The organism is Lysinibacillus sp. RC79 (assembly GCF_041262405.1).
Taxonomy (GTDB): Bacteria; Bacillota; Bacilli; order Bacillales_A; family Planococcaceae; genus Lysinibacillus.
This window is the reverse complement of sequence record NZ_JBGCCD010000008.1, coordinates 155,642-179,870: the sequence shown is the minus strand read 5'-3', so window position 1 is coordinate 179,870 and position 24,229 is coordinate 155,642. Positions and strand designations below refer to the sequence as shown.

The following is a 24,229-nucleotide window of genomic DNA, read 5'->3' as shown; positions in this document are numbered from 1 at the left end:
GCTCTCTATTTTTCTAGAGAGAAGGAAGGTTGGGACGTGGTATTACTAGGGGCATTAATTAACGCTTTGCTTATTATGGCAGGTGCATTGATAGGACGCATTTTTAAAAATATACCTGAATCGATGAAGACTACTGTATTATCAATTATCGGTTTAGCAGTTGCACTTTTAGGCATTAAAATGGGCTTTGAAAGTGATAATTTTATTATTTTAATGATAAGTTTAGTGGTTGGTACAGTAATTGGTGAATGGTTAGATTTAGATAAGCAAATGAATAGACTTGGAAAATGGGTAGAATCTTTATTTAGTAAAAATCGTACTGATAATAATCAAATTGGCATAGCAGAAGGTTTTGTAACGGCCTCTTTAATATTTGTAGTTGGCTCTATGGGCGTAATTGGTGCACTCGATAGTGGTCTGCGTAATGATCATAATATACTTATTACGAAAGGATTAATCGATGGATTTATATCGATAATATTAGCATCTACATTAGGTGTTGGAGTGCTATTATCTGCAGTACCTGTATTCGTCTATCAAGGATTAATTGCACTTTTTGCAGGTGTTATCAGCTCCTTTATACCAGATGCTGCACTACAAATGTTTATTCATGAAATGACTGCTGTAGGCGGTGTTATGATTTTTGCCATTGGTTTAAATATAGCAGGCTTAACTAAGATCAAGGCTGCCAACTTGTTGCCAAGTCTCATCGTTGTCGGTATTGTGGTTGCTATCTTCTATATGTTTCAGTGAATAACGATGTGCAGCGAGCAATAGAGCTCTTGAAAGCTTTTCCGCCATTGCATAGGAAATATGAAGTCTTGTATTTTGTAAAACAAGCATTTCCATAAAGCCTCCAACATTGACTATTCCTTTAATGGAAATATCACCGATGGGAGGTAATTCTTTTTTTACAGCTTTTCCTGGAAAAATAGGTCCGTTCTGTACAGAAATATGTCCAACATTTTGTTCACTTCCAAGACATGCATCAATCGCAATAATGAAAGGTTTTATAGTATGATTGTGTAGCTGTTGCATAGTAGTGTCTAAATTAAGAGCATGCAAAGGATTGTCTAAAGAGCCTACAATTTCATATGGAAAACTAACTGACTTTTTTAGGAAGCTACCTGTTAACGGCCCAAGTGTATCACCTGTACAACGGTCACTTCCAATACAACAGAAAATAAGGCGTTCATGATGAAATGGTATATGTTCTAAAAATAATGTACTTAATTGCCAAACGATATTTTTACTTTCATGATGAAGAGAATAAGGGAGTAACAATTTTGGTATAGTATTCATAAAAAAACTCGCTTTCCTTTTTATTTGTAAGAAGTGCTCGATTTTTATGCAGTATACGCAAATTTTTAGCAAGTTATTCAAGAGGTGGTAATAATGGATTGGTTTAGTGAAAAGGTATTAAGTAACTTATGGGATAAGCTGATGTCAGAGAAGCTTTGGGAAACGATTATGACTGCTTCAATTAAGATAACGGTTATTTTGATCGCATCGTGGTTAGCTGTCCGATTAGGTAAAAAATTTATTAAAAAAGTGTTTCTAATGCGTATGCGTTCACCTTTAGACCATTCAGAACGTCGACAAAAAACAATTTCAAGATTATTACAAAGTGTCATTTCCTATGTTGTTTATTTTTCAGCAATCGTTGCTATTCTCTCTATCTTAGAGATTAAGATAGCAGGATTATTAGCTGGAGCAGGGATTGTCGGTTTAGCCATTGGTTTTGGTGCGCAAAGTTTAGTGAAGGATGTCATTACTGGATTCTTTATTATTTTTGAAGATCAATTTGGTGTTGGTGATTATATAAAAATAAATGCAGCTGAAGGAACTGTTATAGAAATAGGTTTACGTACGACGAAGATTAATGGTTCTACAGGAGAGCAGTTTATTATTCCGAATGGTTCAATTGGTGATGTTGTCAATTACTCTGTCAACAACTCTAAAATTCATATAGATTTACAAATGACGACCGATGCCGATTTTGAAAGAGCTGAATCTATTATTAAAAAGTATTTAAATACTTTACCTGACATTCATAAGGAACTTGTAGCAGTACCTGTCTTTTTAGGTGTCCAAAATGTTAAGGGTACAGAAGTAACGATTCGTATAGTCGCAGAAACATTGCCACAGCAACAATACGGGGTGGCTCGTACTATTCGTCGTGATGTTACAAAACTCTTTGAAGAAAATAATATTCCAATGGCTCATCCAAAAATGATGTTCTATGGTGTTAATGGAAATGAAGAGGGGAGAAATGAGTAATATGGAAGCGAAGAAATTTGGTTTAAACGATATTGTTGAAATGAAAAAGCAGCATCCATGTGGCACAAATAAGTGGAAGATTATTCGGATGGGGGCGGATGTGCGCATTAAATGTGAAGGATGTCAGCATAGTGTCATGATTCCACGCCGCGAATTTGAGAAAAAAATGAAAAAGGTTTTAATTTCGGCTAGTGAAGACTAGCTTGTATCTTCAATCAGTAGGTGTTAGTGACACCCACTGATTGAAGATAAAGCCTCCGGTGGATGTCACGGATTTTGAAAGGAATGAATATAAGGATGTTAGCCTAAAACCTTCGCATCCTGCGAAAACGGCTAACTGACCTGCATCGGTAAAAATGCCACGTCCTGTGGCATTACCGAAATGACCGACATCGTGTCGGCCCTCGTGCAGGCCTGGGCACAATTCAAAATCTGGACGCATTGTTTATCTGTAGCGAAAGCAAAGCGACAGCTACAATTACGCCAAGGCTAAATTGATGTGTATTAGACTTTTTATGAGTGAATCAATATAATAGATAAGGTTATACAGTGATTTATTGGTGGGGACTTTCTGCATCCTCACCGTATCCGTTAGAACGGGAAATAAGAGCAAATTTGAACAGATCATAGAAAGGTTGTGTCCATTCATGGCATTAACAGCTGGAATCGTTGGTTTACCTAACGTAGGAAAATCAACATTATTTAACGCAATTACAAAAGCGGGCGCATTGGCTGCAAACTATCCATTCGCAACAATCGATCCGAACGTCGGTATTGTTGAAGTACCAGACGCACGTTTAGATAAATTAACAGAATTAGTAATACCTAAAAAAACAGTACCAACAGCATTTGAGTTTACTGATATTGCTGGTATCGTAAAAGGCGCTTCAAAAGGCGAAGGTTTAGGGAACAAATTCCTTGCTCATATTCGTGAAGTAGATGCAATTTGCCAGGTAGTACGTTGCTTTGTAGATGAAAATATTACACACGTATCAGGTGCAGTTGATCCAATTGACGATATTGAGGTCATTAATCTAGAGCTTGCACTTGCTGATTTAGAATCTGTTGATAAGCGATTACAACGTGTTAGCAAAATGGCAAAGCAAAAAGACAAAGAAGCAATGATTGAAGAACCAATTCTTCTGAAAATTAAAGAACAATTAGAAAACGGTCGACCAGCACGCGCTGCAGAGCTTTCAGAGGACGAGCTAAAGGTTATTAAAGGACTTCATCTTTTAACAATTAAACCTATGCTTTATGTGGCAAACGTTTCAGAAGATGAAGTAGCTGACGCAGATAATAACGAATATGTGCAAAAGGTACGTGAGTATGCAGCTGCTGAGGGAGCTCAAGTTATCACAATTTGTGCAAAAATAGAGGAAGAAATTTCTGAGCTTGATGATGAAGAAAAAGCAATGTTCTTAGAAGAACTAGGCATTAAAGAATCTGGTTTAGATCAATTAATCCGTACTTCATATGATTTACTAGGACTAGCAACTTATTTCACTGCTGGGGTACAAGAGGTACGTGCATGGACATTCCGTAAAGGCATGAAAGCACCACAATGTGCTGGAGTCATTCATACAGACTTCGAACGTGGATTTATTCGTGCAGAAACAGTTGCTTTCGATGATTTAGTAGAAGCTGGTTCTCAAGCTGCTGCTAAGGAAGCTGGTAAAGTACGTCTTGAAGGTAAAGAATATGTAGTGCAAGACGGCGATATTATGTTATTCCGTTTCAATGTGTAAAATACAAACAGGGGCAATCTTTCAATGGATTGCCTTTTTTGTCTATATACTTATCTGAATTTTCAATCCGGATGGTAGGCTAGTATGAACATATTTCAAATAAAAGAACGTGGTTTAGAAATTGAACGCCATAGATTTGTGCAATAATAGAATCTGCTTGGAGTCAAGCAGATTCTTTTTGTAACGTGACTTGCATCAGTTATTTCTTTTCCTCAGGCATATATACATAAAGCTTAGGTAAATGAGGATCATCCTGTATGAATGCATTTTTTGGGTATTTGCGCAATTCTTTATACATGGAAAAATCACCTACTGCCCCAGCTATTAAAAAAGCTCCCACTAATACTAAAACAGTACTGTTAAAATAGAAACCAGCAATTGTCGGGAGGACGCCAGTTGTCCAGAATGGAAGTAATAAAGCTTTTTTCATTGCATGATTTGGTAACGGTTGTTCAGTTGTTGCGTACGCTACGCCAAGCTCTAAATTTAAGCCGTATTTTAATGATTTAAAGGGCACGCCACCGAAGACCATAAAACCAATTAAATGAAAGGCTTCATGTAAGATAATGAAAACAATATACAGAATGACGAAAAGGATGGATCCAATAATCATATTCCAAAATGTTATGGAAAAAGGATCTTTAGTGTAAATATATTGAATCATCATAAATATTAGTACAAGACCACTAGTGACAACGATATTTTCCAACATTAGTTTTTTTATATTGAGTTCAATGACAATAGGTTCTTTATCTGGTAGCATGAAGATCTCCTTTCATTAATAAATGAATTAAGTTCATTATATAGAATGAATTGTTTGTTTGCGACTTGAAAGACAAACGTCTATATGTTACAATTCATTGATGTGAGTAATAATTATTACTTACTCCTTGCTCCCTGTGTACAGGAGAGCCTAAGTCCATAAGGAGGTGTAAACAGATGAGAAAATACGAATTAATGTACATCGTACGTCCGAACATTGAAGACGAAGCGAAGAAAGCTTTAGTTGAACGTTTCAACGAAATCTTAACTTCTAACGGTGCAGAAGTCATCGAATCAAAAGAGTGGGGCAAACGCCGCTTAGCTTATGAAATTCAAGACTTCCGCGAAGGTTTCTACCAAATCGTGAAAGTAAACGCTACTTCAGAAGCAATTAACGAATACACACGTCTTTCTAACATTAGCGAAGATATCATTCGTCACATTGCTGTTCGCCAAGAAGCATAATCATTTATTTTTAACAAAATGCTGAAAAGGAGGTTGCATTTCTGATGATAAACCGTGTCGTATTAGTTGGAAGACTAACAAAAGATCCTGAGCTACGCTATACGCCTAATGGTGTTGCGTCTACAAGATTTACAGTTGCTGTGAATCGAACATTCTCAAACCAACAAGGTGATCGCGAAGCTGATTTCATTAGCTGTGTTGCATGGCGCAAACAGGCTGAAAACTTAGCGAACTTCATGAAAAAAGGAAGTTTAATTGGAGTGGAAGGCCGCATTCAAACAGGCAGCTATGAAGGACAAGATGGTAAACGAGTATACACAACAGATGTAGTGGCAGATAGCGTACAGTTTTTAGAGCCTCGTAATGCTAGCGGTGCTCCTGCTCCTCAATATGGTGGGCAGAATACTTACGGTAATAATCAACCGTCATATGGCGGTGGACAACCACAGCAACAGTTTGGTGGTGCTATGCCAGGGCAGGGTTCATTTGGCGGCGATGCTTATCAGCAAAATCAACCACCTATGAATCAGCCGAATTATACACGTGTAGATGAGGATCCATTTGCTAATAGCAAAGGACCGATAGAAGTATCTGAGGATGACTTACCATTCTAATACTTCTAAAATAAAAAATGATAAGGAGGAGACATACTATGGCACCACGTCGCGGAGGCCGCAAACGCCGTAAAGTTTGCTACTTCACTTCAAACAATATTACGCACATCGACTACAAAGATGTAGATTTATTAAAAAAATTCATCTCTGAGCGCGGTAAAATTTTACCACGTCGCGTAACTGGCACAAGTGCAAAGTACCAACGTAAATTAACTTCAGCTATCAAAGTATCTCGTATCATGGGATTACTTCCATTCGTAGCAGAAGACAAATAAGATATAAATAAAGGCACAACAAGGTTTAATCGCTTTGATTGTGCTTTTTTTATTTGTGAAAATGGAGTTGCTAATCTTGTAACCGCCAGTATAGAAATTTTAGAAGGTTAACATGTGAATAATCACATAGGGTAAGGAAATCGAGAATGAATATCCCGATTCTGGTAATATCGTTTATTTTATAGCACATCACCAAAAGATGAGGATGGTTAAAATGCATGTCATGTTGATTGGAGTGGAGACCGGGCGACTCCTTGGGGATCAGCGTCACAGATGAGACCCTGCAGCGAAGCGAAGCGGCTCATCGGACGCCCCCAGGAAAGCGCCCGGTCGGAACGGAAATCAACTCCCACGCTATGGCGATGAGCTTAGTTGATCTCAGTAATTGCTCTATATATTACCATTTGCTATTATCATAAGAATTTATTACACTCTTAATAGACATGAATAAAGAAAAGATGAAATTTTAGAGATTGAGAAACAATCGACTAAGTAACATTTTTTAAAACAAAAAGGCTTATAATCATTTCGATTAAAAGCCTTTTTTCATGTATTAGTAACTGTCGTAAGTTGCTTTTTTTATTGTTGAAAAAATTTGAGAAACACATATATATAATCAATGAATGAATTTGTTATGCTTTTTCGGTGAAAAATCTCCTATATAGCTATGTATTTTATGCTTTAGTCATTGGTTCTACAAAATTAATGACAAAGCATACAGTTGTTCTTAGCGTTTTTTGTTCAATAACCTGAAAAAATGGTACAATAAAGGTCAGTAAGTTTGACTGAAAAAAGGAAGGTTTTCAATGCCGAATAATCAAACAAAGGCGCTTGTACAAGGCTCAATGATGGCCGCAATCTTTACGATTTTAATGCTTATTTCTGCATATGTACCATTCATTTTTATAGTAAGTCTAATATTTGCTCCACTACCGATTGCTTGGTATAGCGCAAATTACAAGCGTTCCTCATCAATATTTGTAGCAATAGTAGGATGTATCTTAACCACTTTAACGAGTGGCATAACTATGTTACCATTTGCCTTTATTTTGGCATTACTTGGTGCCGTTATAGGAAGTGCAATTAATCTAAAGAAGAGCAAACTTTACCTATTCATGTCATCTGGGGTTGCTGTTCTTCTGTCAATGGCAATTGTTTATGTAGCCTATGTTCAATTTGCTGGTATCAATATCATTGCCATGAGCACAGATCTTTTACGCGGAAATTATGAGCAATCAAATGAACTTACAAAAACTGTGACGGGTCAAGTAATGTTTCAGCAAGAACAAATTGACGCTATGTTAAAAACAATTGAGCTGACAATACCTGCAACAGTAACAATCTCTGCATTTATGGCAGCCTTTATTATCATAGCGGTAAATTTACCTGTATTAAAACGTCTTGGTTTAGACGTACCGAAATTTGCACCGTTCCAAAATATGCGTCTACCACGATCTATTTTATGGTATTACATGATAGTTTTATGCATTAATTTATTTATGCGTCCAGAATCCGGATCTACATTAGATATTGTTGTTTTAAATGTTTCTTATATTTTATGGATGTTATTAATCCTGCAGGGGATTTCCCTTATACATTACTTTATTTCAAAAAAGGGAATGCCAAATGGTGTTAAATGGATAGCTACTTTGTTAGCCTTACCACTATCATCCTTTATGATATTGCTAGGCATCGTAGATTTAGGTTTCGACGTACGTTCACTTGTGAAGGGGAAAACTAAAGAATAAGGGGCTGATGTAATGGGGACTTTTAGAAAACGACCAATCCGCTATCCGCTTTTTGTTCTTTCCATTTTTGGCATTGTGACGTTTGTGCTTCTATGTATTTGGAATATCGGGATAGGTATCGGTTATGGAGTAGGTTTTGTTCTATTAATGGCCTATACGTGGAAGGTAGAAAAGATTACCTTTGATGAAACAGAAAAGCATATTGAATCCATCTCTTTCCGCATGAAAAAAGTTGGGGAAGAGGCATTGCTTGAAATGCCAATCGGGATTTTACTTGTCAATGATCAATATGAAATAGAATGGTCGAATCCATATATGCAAGGCGTTTTAAATATGGAAAATTTAGTAGGTGAAGGAATCGTTAATATATCTGACGACATTTACGTGCTAATGAAGAGCGAAGAGACAAACGAAGATACGATTACGCTCCGTGATCGTAAATATCGAGTTTATTATAAAAAAGAAGAGAATTTACTATATTTCTTTGATATCACTGAGCAGATAGCTATTGAAAAACAATACTATGCAGATCGTACAGTTATTGCGATTTTATTTGTTGATAACTATGACGAAATTACGCAAGCAATGGATGACCAACCACGTAGTTTAACGAATACGATGGTGACATCAATTGTTAATGATTGGGCAGCTGAGCAAGGTATATTTGTAAAACGAATATCATCCGATCGTTTTTTAGCTGTATTAAACGAATCCATTTTAATGGAGCTTGAAAAGAAAAAATTTGCCATTTTAGATACTATTCGAGAAAAAACAGCGCAAAAAAATATGTCATTAACATTAAGTATTGGTGTTGGCGCAGGATCATCTTCATTAGTCGAGCTTGGTGAACTAGCACAATCAAGTTTAGATCTTGTTTTAGGTCGTGGTGGTGATCAGGTTGCCATCAAGCAACCTTCAGGAAAGCTAAAGTTCTATGGCGGGAAAACCAACCCAGTTGAGAAACGTACACGCGTTAGAGCACGTGTTATTTCCCATGCACTACGTGATTTAATTCAGGATAGTGACCAAGTGTTTGTTATGGGACATAAAAACCCTGATATGGACTCTATTGGTGCCTCCGTTGGTGTACGTAAAATGGCACAAATGAATGATGTGAAGGGCTATGTGATCATAAATTTTGAAGAATTAAACGGAAGTGTAACACGTTTAATGAATGAAATAGAGAGTAAATCGGATTTCTATGAAAATTTCCTAACACCAGATGAAGCTGCGGCAAGAATGACAGAAAAATCATTGCTCGTAATTGTCGATACACATAAACCTAATCTAGTCATCGATGCACACCTATTGAAGCTGGCTGAAAAAGTTGTGGTCATTGATCACCATCGTCGAAGTGAAGATTTTATAGAAAATCCAACGCTTGTTTATATGGAGCCATATGCATCGTCTACAGCAGAGCTTGTAACAGAGTTACTCGAGTATCAACCAAAGCGTGCGAAGATTAATATGTTAGAGGCTACGGCATTGCTGGCGGGAATTATTGTCGATACGAAGAGTTTTACATTGCGTACAGGAGCCCGTACGTTTGAAGCGGCTTCTTATTTACGGACAAATGGTGCCGATACAGTGCTAGTACAGCGATTATTAAAAGAAGACGTCGATACGTATATCGAGCGTTCTAAAATAGTGCAGACTGTTAAGTTCGTGAAGCCGGGTATTGCAATTGCTGTAGGTGAGGAAGCGAAAGTGTATGATTCTGTACTAATTGCGCAAACAGCAGACATTTTACTAACAATGAAGGATGTTGGTGCTTCCTTTGTCATTGCGCATCGTTCAGATGGCAAAATCGGCATAAGTGCAAGATCACTTGGCGAAGTAAACGTACAGCTTGTTATGGAGAAGCTAGGCGGCGGCGGGCATTTAACTAATGCAGCTTGCCAAGTCGAATCAAATTCCATTGCTGGAGTAAAAAAATATTTAGAAGAGGCCATAAATGAGGTACTCGAAGGGAGTTCTGAATCATGAAAGTAGTATTTTTAAAAGATGTTAAAGGAAAAGGGAAAAAAGGGGAAATAAAAAATGTAGCAGACGGCTATGCACAAAACTTCTTAATTAAAAATGGTTATGCTGCTGAAGCAAATGCACAAGCATTAAGTCAATTAGAAGGTCAAAAGAATTTAGAAGCTAAAAATGCTGCTGCCGAATTAGCTGAAGCGGAAGCATTAAAAGAAAAATTAGAAGCTTTAACGGTAGAACTAAAAGCAAAATCAGGTGAAGGTGGTCGCCTATTTGGTTCAGTATCTTCAAAGCAAGTTGCCGATGCACTTCAAAAAAAGCATGGCATAAAAATTGATAAACGTAAAATGACTTTAAGTGATGGAATTCGTGCGCTAGGCTTTACAAATGTACCTGTAAAACTACACCACGAAGTATCTGCTACTTTAAAAGTTCATGTAACGGAAGAATAAGGGGCGACAATCCATGAACGAACCGATGATGGATCGCGTTCCACCGCATAACCGGGAAGCGGAGCAATCGGTTATCGGTGCGATTTTCCTCGATCCTCAATCGTTAATCACTGCATCTGAAATTTTACTAGCAGATGATTTTTATCATAATGCACATAAGCAAATTTTCGAAACGATGCTACGTTTAAGTGATCAAGGAAAAGCGATAGATGTTGTCACAGTTACTGAAGAATTATCAGCTAAAAAAGAAATTGAGGATGTTGGCGGGCTATCGTATTTACTAGAGCTCGCCAATGCTGTCCCTACGGCTGCTAACGTCGCACACTATGCGAAAATTGTCGAAGAAAAGGCCCTATTACGTCGTTTAATTCGTGTAGCTACTAAAATAGTAGAAGATGGCTATACTCGTGAAGATGAGGTAGAGGCATTACTTGGTGAAGCAGAGAAGAAAATGATGGAGGTAGCCAGTCGTAAAAATGCGGGTGACTTTAAGCATGTTAAAGACGTATTGGTGGAAACCTTTGATAACATTGAGAAGCTTCAATCACAAAAAGGTGATGTTACAGGTATTCCGACAGGCTTCCGTGACTTAGACCATATAACAGCTGGCTTCCAGCGTAACGATTTAATTATTGTTGCGGCACGTCCATCTGTAGGGAAAACAGCCTTTGCATTGAATGTCGCACAAAGTGTTGCCGTTCAAGCGCGGGAAAATGTTGCGATCTTCTCCTTAGAGATGGGTGCTGAGCAGCTAGTTATGCGTATGCTTTGTGCAGAGGGAAATATAGATGCACAAGTTTTACGTACTGGTGCTTTAACAACAGAAGATTGGGGTAAACTAACTATGGCAATGGGGAGTTTATCAAATTCAGGAATTTTTATTGACGATACACCGGGTGTACGTATCAATGAAATTCGCGCAAAATGTCGACGTTTAGCACAAGAGCATGGCCTCGGTATGATTTTGATTGACTATTTACAACTTATTCAAGGTAGTGGTAAAGCAGGGGAGAACCGTCAGCAAGAGGTATCTGAGATTTCACGTTCTTTAAAACATTTAGCGCGTGAATTAAAGGTTCCAGTCATTGCATTATCACAGCTATCTCGTGGCGTTGAGCAACGTCAAGATAAACGACCAATGATGAGTGACTTACGTGAATCGGGAAGTATTGAGCAAGATGCTGATATTGTTGCCTTCTTATATCGTGATGATTATTACGATAAGGAGTCCGAGAGTAAAAATATGATTGAAATTATTATTGCTAAACAGCGTAACGGTCCAACAGGTACAGTTACTCTTGCCTTTAAAAAAGAATTCAATAAATTCATTAATGTGGATTGGTCGCAAATGCCGCCACCACCTCCACGTGATTAAATATTAACCTTCATTCAACAGGAAAAAATTCCTTTTTTAGAGGGAATTCAACGTTAGAGATTACGCCAAAACGGAATTAATCTGAATGTTAGATAATATTCATACCATTCTGTTATTAAACACGAACGTTGAATCATATTATTTGATTTTACGTTCGTGTTTTTAAGTATTTTTGTTGACTAGGCGTTTCTATCATTGTTACAATAATTAACGGCTTAAAAATTGAGATACAAATCGTATCTAACGGAGGTGCTGACTATGACATCAGTTGTAGTTGTAGGAACACAGTGGGGAGACGAAGGAAAAGGTAAAATTACGGATTTCCTTTCACAAAAAGCCGATGCAATCGCTCGTTTTGCAGGCGGTGATAATGCAGGTCATACTATTAAATTTGATGGCGAAACTTATAAATTACATTTAATTCCATCAGGTATTTTCTATAAAGAAAAAACTTCAGTAATCGGAAATGGTCTGGTTGTTAATCCAAAGTCATTAGTGACTGAGCTTAGAGGCTTACAAGAGCGTGGCATTAATACAGATAATTTACGAATTTCTAACCGTGCGCATGTTATTTTGCCATATCATATAAAGCAAGATATCGCTGATGAGGAAAGCCGCGGCGATAATAAAATTGGTACGACTTGTAAAGGGATTGGACCATGTTATCAGGATAAAGTAGCACGTATCGGTATCCGTATGGCTGATTTACTAGACAAAGATGTATTTGAAGAAAAGCTACGTCAAAATTTAGCAATTAAGAATAAATTATTTGAGAAATTTTACGAAGTTGAAGGTGTAACATTCGAAGAAATTTTCGAGGAATATTACAACTATGGACAAGAAATCGCAAAATATGTAACAGACTCATCGAAAATCTTAAATGATGTACTAGATGAAGGCGGCAAAGTGTTATTTGAAGGAGCACAAGGTATTTTACTTGATGTCGATCAAGGTACGTACCCATTTGTAACATCTTCAAATCCTGTTGCCGGCGGAGTAGCAATCGGTGCTGGTGTTGGTCCATCACGAGTTACAAGTGTTATTGGTGTATCGAAAGCCTATACATCTCGCGTTGGTGATGGTCCGTTCCCAACTGAACTATTTGATGAAGTGGGTCAACAAATTCGTGAAGTTGGTCGTGAATACGGTACAACAACTGGCCGTCCACGTCGTGTAGGCTGGTTTGATACGGTAGTTGTACGCCATTCACGTCGAGTAAGTGGTATTACGCATCTTGCGCTTAATTCAATTGATGTTTTATCTGGCTTAGAAACAGTGAAAATTTGTACTGCGTATAAATATAAAGATGAAACAATTACTGAGTATCCAGCAAATCTTCATATTATTGAACAATGTGAACCAATTTATGAAGAGCTTCCAGGCTGGTCGGAAGATGTTACAGGCTGCAAAACATTAGAAGAGCTACCTGAGAATGCACGACGCTATGTAGAACGCGTGAGTGAATTAACTGGTATTGAAATTGCTACTTTCTCTGTTGGTCCTGCACGTGAACAAACGAACGTTTTAGTGGACGTTTGGGAAGCATAATTAATTTTAAATAACAAAAGGGCGTACCATATACGGTACGTCCTTTTTTATAGCTCTTTCCTTACGCCGAATTTTGAGGTGAGACGCAAATTATTGTCCGTTAATGCAGGATATATTTTTTGTATTCAAAATTAAGTATGGCTCTTCGGCAAAACGAGGGGTTGATTTCCGTTCCGACTGAGCGCTTTGTTGCTGTCGCTTCGCTTTCGCACAGAGCAGAGCTTCCTGGGGGCGTCCGATGAGCCGCTTCACTCGCGCTGCTCGCTCCAGGGTCTCGGGCCAACACGATGTTGGTCACGAAGGCGTTATCACAGGATGTGATGGTTTTAGCCTTCGTTCCTCTATTGCTGATCCCCAAGGAGTCGCTCAGTCTCCACTCCAATCAACTAATTCACTTATCATGTATCTTCTGGCATATTACTTCAGTTTATAGTGTGATAATATGCGAAAATATAGCGGTCGTAACAGATGCTTTTTGTGCGAAAGCGAAAGCAACAGATGTTTTTTGCAAAGCGTAGCTACACCAAATGTAAAATAACGTCATTGTTATAAGTCTATTCAATTTGATTATGGTAAGTAGCCATAGCGTTCACTTTCATAGATGTATTTCAACAACATTAAAAGGTCGTGCCATATATGGTACGGCCCTTTTGTCATTAGTGAATATCTCTCTTCTTGAAGCGACCACCTTTAACCTCTGCAATATTACCAATTGCTAGGAATGCATGATCATCAATTTCAGCGACAATTGATTTAAGCTTCGATTCCTCTAATCGAGTAATAACGGTAAAAATAACTTTTTTATCGTTCCCCGTATAAGCTCCCTCACCATGAAGGAAGGTTACACCTCGACCAAGTCGGTCCATAATGGTCTGCCCAATTTCATCAATGTCGTCACTAATGATATAAACAGATTTTGATTCCTCCATCCCTTGAATGACGATGTCAATCATTTTATAGGCAATATAGTATGCCAGGATAGAGTACATGGCTTGTTCCCATGTAAACACAAATCCCGCTACCATAAAGATGAGTAAATTGAAAAACATAATAATTTCACCAACGGAGAACGGTGTTTTTCTATTAAATAAAATAGCTAAAATTTCTGTCCCATCTAATGAACCACCATAACGAATGACGATGCCGACACCAATACCTAAAATCATACCTCCAAAAACTGTGGCCAAAAGCGTATCCTGAGTAAACGGGTTTAGATTATGTAAGAAAAGTGTTGTTAATGAGAGTACTGTAATTCCGAGTCCTGATGAAAGTGCGAAAGTTTTACCAATTTGTTTATAGCCTAAAAAGATAAAAGGTAGGTTTAAAATGAAGATGAAAATACCAAGAGGTAAATTTAATAAATGAGAAGTGATAATGGAAACGCCTACGATTCCACCATCCATAATGTTGTTTGGTACTAAAAATAGCTCCAGCCCCAGTGCCATAATGACTGCACCTAATGACACCATAATGGTCCTAATTATAAGTTTACGAACAGTCTTCTTACTTTGGGGCTTTCGTACTTTAGGGGTTATTCCAGAGGTTTGTGAATCATTCAAATTAATCGCTCCAATCAACTAGTATATCTTACCTCTAGTTTATCTGAATATTAAAAAAGTAAAAAGCGATAAGTCTAAAATTATATTAATAGCTACAAAAATAGGGATTATGTAACAATTAGTAGAGAATTAATACATTTACATTACAAAAAGATGAAAACAGTCAAACCATATTTTCTTTATGGTACAGTGTAGTGGTGCAAAAAATCTTTGTGGGTAATTAATCCTACGGTAGGTTAAAGTTGGAAGGGGCTTTATTAATGAGTTCGTCTTGGTCAAGAAAAGAAAAGAACAATAGATTCACTTATAATTTTTCTTCAATTAAAAAGGTATCCATTATTACAGTTGTAATGACAAGTTTAACGTTTAATGTAGGTTTTGCAAAAGAAAATCATAAAGAAGATTTAAATAAAATTAATCACGTTTACGTGGGGAATAAATATATAGATGCGGTTCCTAATGAGCAAGCGATCGAAGAAATCATTGCATCAAAGGGAAAGGGAGCAAGTCAACAATACAAAGAATTATCTATCGATGCTAGTTCTTCTGTTAAAATAATCCCAGAGATAGTATTTAGTAATCAAACAAAAGATGCGGAAATTTTGGAGAAATTAGAGCAATCTTTAGTAGTTAAATCTCCAGCTTTTACATTATTTGTAGCTAATAAGCCTGTAGTTTCTTTAAAAGATACAAAAGCCTATGAAGATACTATTCGAATGCTAAAGCTACAATATGTTTCACAGCAAGAGCTAAATAGTATATATGTTAACCAGCAATCTACGAATATTCCACCAATACAGACTGGTGAAACGCGCCTTTTAGATATTTCTTTTAAACAGGAAATTTCAGGTACAACACAAAAAGTAGCACCAAATGCTATTGTAGCCCCTGAGGAAGCTGTGAAATATTTAATGACAGGTTCTCTTGAACGAGAAACATATAAAATTCAATCAGCTGATGTTTTAGGCTCGGTTGCCCAAAAACATGGATTAACAACAGCTGAGCTATTAGCGTTAAATCCTGGTATCACTGTTGATACAGTTTTACAGATCGGGCAAGCATTAAACGTAACAGTCGCTAAACCATTAGTAACACTTGAGATAAAACAGGAAAAGAAAGTTACTGATAAAATTCCGTTTAAGAAAATAGTTGAAGAAGATCCGACGATGTATAAAGGTGAGAAAGTGATTAAACGACAAGGCGTTAATGGAAGAAAAGAAACATCATATTTATTAACGTCTGAAAATGGAACTCGTATATCCAAAGTTGCGTTAGAAGAAGAAATCATACAACAACCAGTTGACGAAATTGAAGTAGTTGGTACGAAGGTGATTTCTTCTCGTGGTACGGGTGAATTTACTTGGCCAACAGTGGGTGGCTATATTTCAAGTGGGATGGGCCAACGTTGGGGAGAACTCCATCGTGGTATTGATATTGCCCGTCCTAGTAATTACAATATTTTAGCTTCAGATAATGGTGTTGTTGTCGCAGCTGGTGTCTCTGGTAGCTACGGTAATCGTATTGTAATAAATCATAATAATGGTTATACAACGCTTTACGGACACCTATCTTCAATTAAAGTGGAAGTAGGACAAGTAGTAGAAAAAAGTTCAGTTATAGGTATTATGGGCTCTACTGGAAATTCAACAGGTACACATCTACACTTTGAAGTTAAGAAAAATGGTTCGTTAGAAAATCCATTATCATATGTAGGGCGTTAATCAGTTCGAATAGAAGGCAGTCCGAAATAGGGCTGTCTTTTTGTATACTTCGTATATAAATCTATGTTATTTCCCGAGAAATATTTGTCGAAAAATAGTTTAATATAATATCGTAAAATGTCTTAGGATTTAGAATAATGCATAGAAGCTAAAAGCATGGTAGAGTTAGAGTAGTGACTTTAAAAATACACAACGTTTAATAATAGATAAATAGCGAAAGGGAGAAAAATATATGGACAAAACCATTTTAGTTGTTGACGATGAAAAACCAATCGCAGATATTTTACAGTTTAATTTAATAAAAGAAGGCTACAAAGTTATTTGTGCTTATGATGGAGATGAAGCACTAGAGAAGGTTGAGGAAGAACAACCAGATTTAATGCTTTTAGATATAATGTTACCTAAGCGTGATGGGATGGAAGTTTGTAGAGAAATACGAAAAAAATATGATTTCCCTATCATTATGTTAACAGCAAAAGGCTCTGAGATTGATAAAGTATTAGGACTAGAAATGGGCGCAGATGATTATGTGACAAAGCCATTTAGTACACGTGAACTTATTGCGCGTGTAAAGGCAAATATGCGTCGCTTACAGGTAGTAGCTCCTACTGCCGAAGAGGTTGAAGAAGAGTCCAATGAAATTGTAGTAGGCTCTCTTGTTATTCAGCCAGATGCTTACTTAGTATTGAAGCGTGATGAGGCAATTGAACTAACGCATAGGGAGTTTGAATTATTACATTACTTAGGTAAGCATATCGGTCAAGTAATGACGCGTGAACATTTATTGCAAACTGTGTGGGGCTATGATTATTTCGGTGATGTACGAACAGTAGATGTAACAATTCGTCGTTTACGTGAAAAAATAGAGGACAATCCTAGTCATCCGGCTTGGATCGTCACACGTCGTGGAGTAGGTTATTATTTACGAAATCCTGAACAGGAGTAAAAAGGAATGCAGAAAGTAAGCTTCTTTAAATCAATTCATGTCAAACTAGTATTAATTTATATTTTGCTGATTCTGCTTGCTTTGCAAATAATAGGAATATATTTTGCGCGTGAATTAGAGCAAAATTTAAAAGACAACTTCCGAGAATCCATTTTTCAACGTGTCGATTTGATGCAATATAGCATTCGTGAAGAAATGTTAAAAGAACGCGATGAAAGTAGTATGCCAACTCTTGAAGAAAGCTTGAAAACGATTGTAATGGAGTTTTCCACAGGGTTGAAGGAATCTAATGGAGATATTTTAGAAATCCGTGTCATCGATAATAGACAGCGTATTCGCGCCACATCTGAGGTAGACAATCAAAGTTTGATTGGACAACGCTCGAATAACGATCTCGTACGCCGTGCAATCTCTGCAGAAACATTATTTGAAAACATTAAACTTGATAATAAAACAAGAAACCGAGTATGGGTGTTAGCTTCGCCAATTCGAAATGGTGCAGGTCCTGATGATGAAATCATAGGGGTACTCTACATTGAAGCTAATATTGAATCTGTTTTTGAACAAGTGAATGACATTAACCGTATTTTCCTTAGTGGTACGGCAGTGTCCTTGGTGATTACTATCTTTTTAGGAATTTTAGTGGCACGAACAATTACACAGCCTATTTCAGATATGCGTAAGCAGGCACAGGCGATGGCAAAGGGTAACTATTCTCGAAAAGTGCGGGTTTATGGTACAGATGAGATAGGGCAGCTTGCTATAACCTTTAATCATTTAACGAATCGCTTGCAGGAGGCGCAATCTACTACAGAGGCAGAGCGGCGAAAGCTCGATTCGGTCCTTAGTAATATGACTGATGGTGTTATTGCGACAGATCGAAAAGGGCGCATCATTCTTATTAATGATCCCGCACTAGAGCTGCTGCATATTTCAAGAGATATTACATTAGGTCGTCCGATTGCATCTGTTTTAGGTATTGACCAAGAGTATAGTTTTGAGGATTTAATTCACATGAATGATGCGGTGAATTTAGATTTCAGTACAGCAGACGCACCGTATATTTTACGTGCGAATTTCTCTGTTATTCAAAAAGAAACGGGCTTTATTAATGGTCTAATTACCGTCCTGCACGATATTACGGAACAGGAAAAAATAGAGATGGATCGCAGGGAATTTGTATCAAATGTGTCACATGAATTACGGACACCATTAACGACGATGCGTAGTTATTTAGAGGCGTTAGCAGATGGTGCATGGAAAGATGAAAATATTGCTCCAACATTTTTGAATGTTACACAAACAGAGACAGAGCGTATGATTCGCTTAGTAAATGATTTATTACAGTTATCACGAATGGATAGTTCAGATTATGAGTTGAATAAAGACATTGTTCTATTCAATTCATTCTTTAACCGTATTATCGATCGTTTTGAAATGTCTAAGTCAGATAAAGTGATGTTTGAACGTTTATTCCCAGAGGCATCTTACTATGTAGAAATTGATACAGATAAGGTGACACAAGTTATCGATAATATCATTTCCAATGCTATTAAGTATTCACCAGATGGAGGTAATATTCGCTTTGGCTTTACAGCGCAAGGAGATATGCTGAAGGTTATGATTTCTGATGATGGTATGGGAATTCCTAAGGAAAATGTAGGACGTATTTTTGAGCGTTTCTATCGAGTAGATCGTGCTCGAGCTCGTTCTATGGGAGGCACTGGTCTAGGGTTGGCTATTGCCAGGGAAATGATTGAAGCTCATGGTGGTAAAATATGGGCTGAGAGTGAGGAAGGACATGGAACAACGGTTTTCTTCACATTACCACTTAATTTAGATGATTTTGACGAAGCAGGTGAGTGGGAATGAAATATATAGAACCAGTTAAATCAGTTGTTTTATTCCTACTTGTTATGTTAAGTGTGGTGTTAACCTTTATGATTTGGACATACACGCCAGATTATAAATTTATTGAACAGACTGAAGGAAAAGAAATCCTAATTGGACCACAAAAAAAAATGGAGGATGTAATTCGTCCGTATAAAGCTATTTACCATTTTGACAAGGAATTTACCGGAACCGTATCTAATGGTGTAATGGAAGATATTATGGAAGCATTTAAGGGATGGAATGTCCTAGATTTAATGCCCGTTAACAATAATCTTCCGGCCAACTCTGTAAACGAGATGATTCGTACTAATAATTGTATGACTGTCTTTTTTGCGGGTGAGATTCCTTACTCTGCCTTTAACTCAATTTTTCAGTTCGCCGATAAGGAGCTACCTGAAACAACCTTTAATCGTATGATTATAGATTGGAGTAATTATAATAACAAAGATTTACAGGTGTTTTTCATTAGTGGCAATAATGAAGTATTGATGCGTTCACGTGTAAGTCTAGAAAATGCTAATCAATTTGTAAGAAATATTATTGAGCCAGCGAAAACATACGGCACTTTTAAAGAAGTGGAGCGAGATGGCTTTACCTCACTATATATTGCAAACGATAAAATTGAATCAGCAAAATATACGTATTTTGTCGAAGAGAAACCTGAATTATTTAAAAATGTGTTATTTACAAATCCAAACAATGTCCTTCGCACTGATGAAAGTGCAACTACTGAAAAATATCAAGATGGAATGTCACGGATGGTGATTGATTCGAAATTAAAATCATTAACCTATGTATATCCAGCTGCAGAAAGTAGTGTAAGAATAGAGCCTTCCAAGCTCTTGACGGATAGTTTTGAATTTATCAATGAACACGGAGGCTTTACAGATGATTATCGCTATGTATCAACAAGTACAAGCAATAACCAATTAGATTATCAACTATATTTACATGGATTACCGATTTATAGTGAGCAGGCTATAAACCGAATTACAACCGTTTGGGGAGATAATCGTATTTTCCGCTACAAACGTCCATACTTTTCTTTTGAGAAGGATATTTTATCTGAAAAAGAGATGAAAGAACTTCCGTCAGGATCGGAAATCGTTGAAAAGATTCAAAAGCTTAAAAACATTGATTTATCAGATATAGATGACATTGTTGTGGGTTACTATTTAACTCTTGATCAAAACACAATAGTGACATTAGAGCCATGCTGGTTTGTTATTCGTAATGGTGTATCGATGAAACTGACACCTGAAATATTAGGAGGTGTCAAAAATGGATTGGAATAGAACAAAATCTATTTTTATATTCGTTTTTTTAATCCTAAATATCTTCCTGTATTGGTTGTATTTAAATCGATATAATGAAGCGCAGAGCGTAGAAATACTAGGTGAAAAAACAATAGAAGCCCGTTTAAAAGATGATAATATTACGTATGGACCACTGCCTAATAGTAATGAATCTGCCACTTACATTACTGGCAAAGTGCATAATTTTAAAAAAGATGATTTTCCTGAGGATAATCAGCAAGTAAGTTTCACTGATGAGACACATGCACATATACGTGCTAATTTTATCAACCCTGTGAAATTACGAAATATTAATGAAAATGCAAGCTTTACCGATTTTGTCCATACAAACGTTAAAGAAGGAGATTCTTATGCATTGTGGAAGGTAGATCGCGAGGATCGAGTTGCAGTCTTCTTCCAGAAGAAAAATAATCGAATGTTCTATTACAATGATAGTGCTGTATTAAAAGTATACTGGAATATAGATAACGAAGTGATAATGTATGAGCAGACAATGATTGACAATATTGAAGAAATGGAGCAACAGGAAACTGTCATTCCACCACTTCAAATTTTCCAAACACTTTATAATAAAGGGCTATTAAAGTCAGAATCAAGTATTAAGCAAGTGAAGTTAGGTTACTCGACATTTAGTAATTTAACGCAAACGCAAGTGTTGATACCAACATGGGAAGTACAAGTGGAATTATCGGACGGAGAAATAGAAGAGCACTTCGTTGATGCTATTGATGGGAAAATTATCGAAATCCAAGGAGACAAGCAAAAAGGCGAAGAGGAAGACTGGGGAGTTGAATAATGCGATTTAGTGTTTTAGCAAGTGGCAGTACAGGAAATTCGATTTATGTAGAGAATGAAGATCACGCATTTATTGTCGATGCTGGTCTCAGTGGCAAAAAGATGGAGCAACTATTTACAAAAATCGACCGCAATATGAAACAGCTAAGTGGCATTTTCGTTACACATGAGCATAGTGATCATATTAAAGGAATAGGTGTATTAGCACGAAAATATAGTGTACCTATTTATGCCAACGCCAAAACGTGGCAGGCGATGGACGGGCTAGTCGGTGAAATACCTTTAGAGCAACGTTTTGAATTTGAAATGGATACTGTAAAGCATTTTGGTTCATTAGCTGTTGAATCCTTTGCCGTATCACATGATGCAGCCGATCCAATGTTCTATAGCTTCCATGAAAATGGACGCAAGCTTGTTGTTATTACGGATACAGGCTATGTTAGCGACCGTATGAAGGGTATCATTCGAGGTGCTGATTCCTTTGTATTTGAAAGTAACCACGATGTGAATATGCTGCAAATGGGGCGTTACCCATGGTCTATAAAACGTCGTATTTTAAGTGATGTAGGGCACGTTTCCAATGAGGATGCAGCTATAGCAATGAGTGACGTAGTATTTGAAAAACCAACAAATATTTATTTATCACATTTAAGTATGGATAATAACATGAAAGAGCTTGCGCGCATGAGTGTCACACAAACTTTGCAATCGTGCGGCATTATTGTTGGAGAGTATTTAAATCTATTTGATACAGATGCAGAAGAGCCGACGAAATTAGTAACCGTTTAATGATTAGCATCAGTTAAGAATATCGACATTATACAAATGAAGCTTTAATGAGGCTGTTCAATGACATTTTATAAAAATGCTTTGAACAGCCATTTTTATGTCCATTTTATTTATTTTTCATCTGATTTTAATGTTTGAATCGTAATATTAGGGTAACAACTAACAAATACTAATAAGGGAAAGGATGAGGACGAATGAGCTATTTTCAAGATGATGATAAAAACAATGACTCTCTAAAAAATGATGAAATACAAAAATCACCTCTTCAGGAGCGACTCGAACAAGAGGAGCGAGAAACGCAAGAGAAACGTTATAAAAAGAAAGGCGGTGGCGGAGGTAAGGGTGGTTATTTTTTCACGGGTCTTATCGGTGTCATCATAGGCGCTTTACTCGTTTGGCTCATGATGCCTGGACTTGTTAATCAAATGCCTGGTACAACAACAAGTAGCGCAGGTAATGGTAATAAAAATGAAACAACCATTAATCAAGTTGCAACAGAAGTGACAACTGATGTTACGAAAGCAGTTGATAAGGCTTCAGGGGCCGTTGTAGGGATTACAAATATTCAAGAAGTGAAAAGTGGAGGATTCTGGAACCCGACAACCACGTCAGAAGAGGCTGCAGGGAGTGGTTCAGGTGTTATTTACAAAGTTCAAGGTGATAAAGCATTTATCGTGACAAATAACCATGTTATTGAAGGTGCAAAGCAGTTAGAAGTAACAATGCCAGATGGTTCGAAAGAAGTGGCACAATTAGTTGGTCGCGATGTTTGGACAGACTTAGCAGTCATTTCAATCAGCTCTAAAGATGTTAAGACAGTAGCGACATTTGGTAACTCTGATGTATTAAAACAAGGTGAAACAGTAATTGCGATTGGTAACCCACTGGGCTTAGAATTCTATGGTTCTGTTACTACAGGTGTTGTATCTGGTAAGGATCGTTCTGTACCAGTTGACATAAACAATGATGGCACTATAGATTGGCAACAAGAAGTATTACAAACAGACGCAGCAATCAATCCTGGTAATAGTGGTGGTGCACTTGTTAACCTTGCTGGTGAATTAGTCGGTATCAACTCCATGAAAATTGCACAATCATCTGTTGAGGGTTTAGGCTTCTCCATTCCGATTAACTCAGCGATTCCTATTATCGAGGAATTAGAGAAAAATGGTGAAATGAAACGTCCAACAATGGGTATTAAAATATTAGCAGACTTAACGGATATTCCGTCATTCTATCAACAAAATTTAAAATTGCCAAATGATGTTACAAAAGGTGTTGTTATTGATAATGTTGTGCCTAACTCTCCAGCTGCAAAAGCAGGCATTCAACAATACGATGTAATAGTTGAAATGGATGGCGAAAAAATCGAAACATCAATCGATTTGCGCAAGCATTTATATATTAACAAAAAAATTGGTGATAAATTGACGATGAAAGTATACCGCCAAGGTAAATTAGTGGATCTATCACTAACATTAACAAATAGCGATTCATTGTAAATTAGAAATCAGTGGGGATTATAAGATCTCCACTGATTTTTTGTGGAATTAAAAATATTATTTATCATCAAAAGTTGGAGCTAATATTTGTTAGAATGTATGCCATTTTTATTAGTTGATTGGAGTGGAGACTGGGTGACTCCTTGGGATCAGCAATAGAGGAACGAAGGCTAAAAGCATCACGTCCTGTGATAACGCCTTCGTGACCAACATCGTGCTGCTGCCGCTACGTTAGCACTACGCTTTCGCGCAAAAAACATCTGTTGCCCCAAGCGGCTCATCGGACGCCCCCAGGAAGCTCTGCTCTGCGCGCGAAAGCGAAGCGTCAGCAACAAAGCACCCAGCCGGAACGGAGATCAACCGGACATTATAGTGATGAGCCAAAAATATTCGGAGGCATCGGCTGAATTATTAAGAATGATTTAGAAAATATTGTGGATAACTAGAAAATTGTGAATAATAAC

General features: G+C 37.2%; 22 protein-coding genes. 19 read left to right on the top strand and 3 right to left on the bottom strand.

The genetic code is table 11. The features are described from left to right. Nucleotides 1-36 precede the first annotated feature (36 nt). Nucleotides 37-753 (top strand): DUF554 domain-containing protein, encoded by a 717-nt coding sequence (locus ABH968_RS10640; RefSeq protein WP_370043995.1) that lies wholly within the window; start codon nt 37-39, stop codon nt 751-753. On the opposite strand, the gene yyaC is transcribed toward ABH968_RS10640, so the two are convergent. Further along, nucleotides 670-1,302, bottom strand: coding sequence for a spore protease YyaC (yyaC, locus tag ABH968_RS10635; RefSeq protein ID WP_370043994.1), 633 nt, complete (start codon nt 1,300-1,302; stop codon nt 670-672). The two genes, ABH968_RS10640 and yyaC, sit on opposite strands and share 84 nt — an antisense overlap. 93 nt (nt 1,303-1,395) lie before the next feature. On the opposite strand from yyaC, the gene ABH968_RS10630 reads away from it, so the two are divergent. The 3 genes from ABH968_RS10630 (at nt 1,396) to ychF (ending at nt 4,028) form a co-directional block, all read left to right on the top strand. Further along, nucleotides 1,396-2,280, top strand: a complete 885-nt coding sequence (locus ABH968_RS10630) for a mechanosensitive ion channel family protein (protein ID WP_370043993.1) — start codon at nt 1,396-1,398, stop codon at nt 2,278-2,280. Between the two features lies 1 nt (nt 2,281). Beyond that, on the top strand, nt 2,282-2,482 hold the full coding sequence (locus ABH968_RS10625; protein WP_370044020.1) for a DUF951 domain-containing protein: 201 nt from the start codon (nt 2,282-2,284) through the stop codon (nt 2,480-2,482). A 445-nt stretch (nt 2,483-2,927) separates the two neighbouring features. Next, nucleotides 2,928-4,028: a redox-regulated ATPase YchF gene (ychF, locus tag ABH968_RS10620; protein WP_370043992.1), complete on the top strand. Its 1,101-nt coding sequence runs from the start codon at nt 2,928-2,930 to the stop codon at nt 4,026-4,028. Between the two features lie 199 nt (nt 4,029-4,227). On the opposite strand, the gene ABH968_RS10615 is transcribed toward ychF, so the two are convergent. Then, nucleotides 4,228-4,791: a DUF3267 domain-containing protein gene (locus ABH968_RS10615; protein WP_370043991.1), complete on the bottom strand. Its 564-nt coding sequence runs from the start codon at nt 4,789-4,791 to the stop codon at nt 4,228-4,230. A gap of 176 nt (nt 4,792-4,967) precedes the next feature. Here ABH968_RS10615 and rpsF point away from each other — a divergent pair, with 176 nt between their 5' ends. The 8 genes from rpsF (at nt 4,968) to ABH968_RS10575 (ending at nt 13,244) form a co-directional block, all read left to right on the top strand. Next, nucleotides 4,968-5,255: a 30S ribosomal protein S6 gene (gene rpsF / locus ABH968_RS10610; protein ID WP_370043990.1), complete on the top strand. Its 288-nt coding sequence runs from the start codon at nt 4,968-4,970 to the stop codon at nt 5,253-5,255. A 44-nt stretch (nt 5,256-5,299) separates the two neighbouring features. Further along, nucleotides 5,300-5,869: a single-stranded DNA-binding protein gene (gene ssb / locus ABH968_RS10605; protein ID WP_370043989.1), complete on the top strand. Its 570-nt coding sequence runs from the start codon at nt 5,300-5,302 to the stop codon at nt 5,867-5,869. 38 nt (nt 5,870-5,907) lie between these two features. Then, entirely contained in the window at nt 5,908-6,144 is a 237-nt protein-coding gene (gene rpsR, locus ABH968_RS10600; RefSeq protein WP_004233359.1) for a 30S ribosomal protein S18, read from the top strand. An 806-nt stretch (nt 6,145-6,950) separates the two neighbouring features. Continuing rightward, nucleotides 6,951-7,892, top strand: a complete 942-nt coding sequence (locus ABH968_RS10595) for a YybS family protein (protein WP_370043988.1) — start codon at nt 6,951-6,953, stop codon at nt 7,890-7,892. 12 nt (nt 7,893-7,904) lie between these two features. After that, entirely contained in the window at nt 7,905-9,878 is a 1,974-nt protein-coding gene (locus ABH968_RS10590; RefSeq protein WP_370043987.1) for a DHH family phosphoesterase, read from the top strand. Next, complete coding sequence (gene rplI, locus ABH968_RS10585) at nt 9,875-10,321, top strand: 50S ribosomal protein L9 (protein ID WP_370043986.1); 447 nt, start codon at nt 9,875-9,877, stop codon at nt 10,319-10,321. The genes ABH968_RS10590 and rplI overlap by 4 nt, the downstream gene beginning before the upstream one ends. 13 nt (nt 10,322-10,334) lie before the next feature. After that, entirely contained in the window at nt 10,335-11,696 is a 1,362-nt protein-coding gene (gene dnaB, locus ABH968_RS10580; RefSeq protein WP_370043985.1) for a replicative DNA helicase, read from the top strand. Nucleotides 11,697-11,954: 258 nt separating this feature from the next. After that, nucleotides 11,955-13,244, top strand: a complete 1,290-nt coding sequence (locus tag ABH968_RS10575; RefSeq protein WP_370043984.1) for an adenylosuccinate synthase — start codon at nt 11,955-11,957, stop codon at nt 13,242-13,244. Between the two features lie 656 nt (nt 13,245-13,900). Here ABH968_RS10575 and ABH968_RS10570 read toward each other — a convergent pair. Continuing rightward, nucleotides 13,901-14,713 carry a YitT family protein gene (locus ABH968_RS10570; protein WP_370044019.1) on the bottom strand — a complete coding sequence of 271 codons (813 nt, stop codon included), beginning with the start codon at nt 14,711-14,713 and terminating at the stop codon, nt 13,901-13,903. A 350-nt stretch (nt 14,714-15,063) separates the two neighbouring features. Here ABH968_RS10570 and ABH968_RS10565 point away from each other — a divergent pair, with 350 nt between their 5' ends. From ABH968_RS10565 to ABH968_RS10535, 7 genes are all read left to right on the top strand, one after another. Next, nucleotides 15,064-16,524 (top strand): peptidoglycan DD-metalloendopeptidase family protein, encoded by a 1,461-nt coding sequence (locus ABH968_RS10565; protein WP_370043983.1) that lies wholly within the window; start codon nt 15,064-15,066, stop codon nt 16,522-16,524. Nucleotides 16,525-16,756: 232 nt separating this feature from the next. Further along, nucleotides 16,757-17,470 (top strand): response regulator YycF, encoded by a 714-nt coding sequence (yycF, locus tag ABH968_RS10560; RefSeq protein ID WP_053482923.1) that lies wholly within the window; start codon nt 16,757-16,759, stop codon nt 17,468-17,470. Between the two features lie 6 nt (nt 17,471-17,476). Next, nucleotides 17,477-19,342: a cell wall metabolism sensor histidine kinase WalK gene (gene walK / locus ABH968_RS10555; protein WP_370043982.1), complete on the top strand. Its 1,866-nt coding sequence runs from the start codon at nt 17,477-17,479 to the stop codon at nt 19,340-19,342. Next, nucleotides 19,339-20,658 (top strand): YycH family regulatory protein, encoded by a 1,320-nt coding sequence (locus ABH968_RS10550; RefSeq protein ID WP_370043981.1) that lies wholly within the window; start codon nt 19,339-19,341, stop codon nt 20,656-20,658. Before walK ends, ABH968_RS10550 begins: the two co-directional genes overlap by 4 nt. Beyond that, nucleotides 20,645-21,475 carry a two-component system regulatory protein YycI gene (locus ABH968_RS10545; RefSeq protein WP_370043980.1) on the top strand — a complete coding sequence of 277 codons (831 nt, stop codon included), beginning with the start codon at nt 20,645-20,647 and terminating at the stop codon, nt 21,473-21,475. The genes ABH968_RS10550 and ABH968_RS10545 overlap by 14 nt, the downstream gene beginning before the upstream one ends. Then, nucleotides 21,475-22,263 carry an MBL fold metallo-hydrolase gene (locus tag ABH968_RS10540; RefSeq protein WP_053482919.1) on the top strand — a complete coding sequence of 263 codons (789 nt, stop codon included), beginning with the start codon at nt 21,475-21,477 and terminating at the stop codon, nt 22,261-22,263. Before ABH968_RS10545 ends, ABH968_RS10540 begins: the two co-directional genes overlap by 1 nt. 194 nt (nt 22,264-22,457) lie before the next feature. After that, nucleotides 22,458-23,765, top strand: coding sequence for a S1C family serine protease (locus ABH968_RS10535; RefSeq protein ID WP_370043979.1), 1,308 nt, complete (start codon nt 22,458-22,460; stop codon nt 23,763-23,765). The last annotated feature ends 464 nt before the right edge of the window (nt 23,766-24,229 follow it).